Raw genomic sequence first — 1,436 nt, 5'->3', positions numbered from 1 at the left:
CGCCGCGGCCCCGGCCATGACGCGCAGCGCCGGCTCCGCCAGGTCCAGCAGCACCCCCGGCAGCAGCCCGAACAGCACGGTGAGCCCGGCGGGCACCAGCAATGCCCAGCGCGCAGCGCCGCGGCTCTCCTCCGCCCCCGCCGCGCGCGGCGTGCGCGGCCGCCCGAGGAAGACCAGCCCCCAGAAGCGCACCATCGCCGCCGCCGCCAGCGCGGCCGCCAGCGCGGTCAGCGCCGTCACCGCCGCCACGCCGATCTGGAAGGCCAGGTCGCCCACCCGCCACGCCGCCAGCAGTGCCTGCAACAACAGCCATTCCGAGGCGAAGCCCGACAGCGGCGGCAGTGCAGCCGCCGCCCCCACCCCCACCAGCGCCGCCCAGGCCGTGACCGGCATCCGATTGATCAGCCCCCCCAGCCGGTCGATGGCACGCGAGGCCGCGCCGTGCAGCACCTCGCCTGCCGCCAGGAACAGCAGCGTCTTGAACACCGCATGGTTCAGCACGTGCAGCAGCGCCGCCCCCGCCGCCAGCGCCGCCAGCGCCGGCAGGTCGGCCCCCCGGAAGGCCAGCGCCAGGCCGAGCCCGATCGCCACCAGCCCGATATTCTCGATGGTGGAGCAGGCCAGCAGGGTCTTGGTGTCATCCTCGAGATTCGCCCGCAGCGCGCCGATCACCGCGGAGGCCGCCCCCAGCGCCAGCAGCGGCGCCCCCAGCCAGAAGGGCTGCGCCGGCCCCATCAAGTCGAAGCAGAACCGCGCCACCACATAGAGCGCGACCTTGGTCATCGCCCCCGACATCGCCGCCGAGACATGGCTCGGTGCCGCCGGATGCGCGATCGGCAGCCAGACATGCAGCGGCGCCAGGCCGGCCTTCGACCCCGCGCCGGCCAGCACCAGCGCCAGCACGGCGGCGGCGCGCCAGCCCTCCGGCGGCGCATCGCGCAGCGCCGCGAAGGCGACATCCCCCGCCCCGCCGGCCAGCAGCCCCAGCGCCAGGATCAGCGCCAGCCCGCCGAAGCCCGCGAAGCCCAGGTAGATGCGCGCGGCACGTCGGTTCGCCGCCTGCGCATGGTCATGCGCCACCAGCACCCAGGAGGCGAGGGACATTGCCTCGAACCCCAGCAGCAGGGTGAAGCCGTCCGCCGCCAGCACGCAAAGCGCCATGCCGGCCAGGAAGAGCGGCCAGGGCACCAGCAGCCTGGGTGCGACCGGCCCATGCACCCCGCCCAGCGCGAACAGCGCCGCGCAGGCCGCCGAGAGCCCGACCGGGACCAGGAACCAGGCCGCGAGCGGATCGAGCGCCAGGCGCGCCGGCCCCCAGGGCGGCCCGAAAGGCAGCGCCAGGGTGGTGGGCGCGCCCAGCAGCCCGGCCAGCCCACCCGCCGCCAGCAGCAGCCCCGCCACCGCCACCGCGCCATGCACCGCCCGCGCCCCGGCGG

At 76.5% G+C, this 1,436-nt stretch carries 1 protein-coding gene; it reads right to left on the bottom strand.

Annotation, left to right across the window (positions count from 1 at the left end; translation table 11 throughout):
* Positions 1 to 1,436: proton-conducting transporter transmembrane domain-containing protein (locus tag HW578_RS28335; RefSeq protein ID WP_198373697.1), on the bottom strand; the 1,436-nt coding region annotated here is incomplete at both ends.

The sequence above is a fragment of the Roseomonas rosulenta genome, from assembly GCF_016106005.1.
Classification (GTDB): Bacteria; Pseudomonadota; Alphaproteobacteria; order Acetobacterales; family Acetobacteraceae; genus Neoroseomonas; species Neoroseomonas rosulenta.
This window is presented reverse-complemented; position numbering and strand designations above follow the sequence as displayed.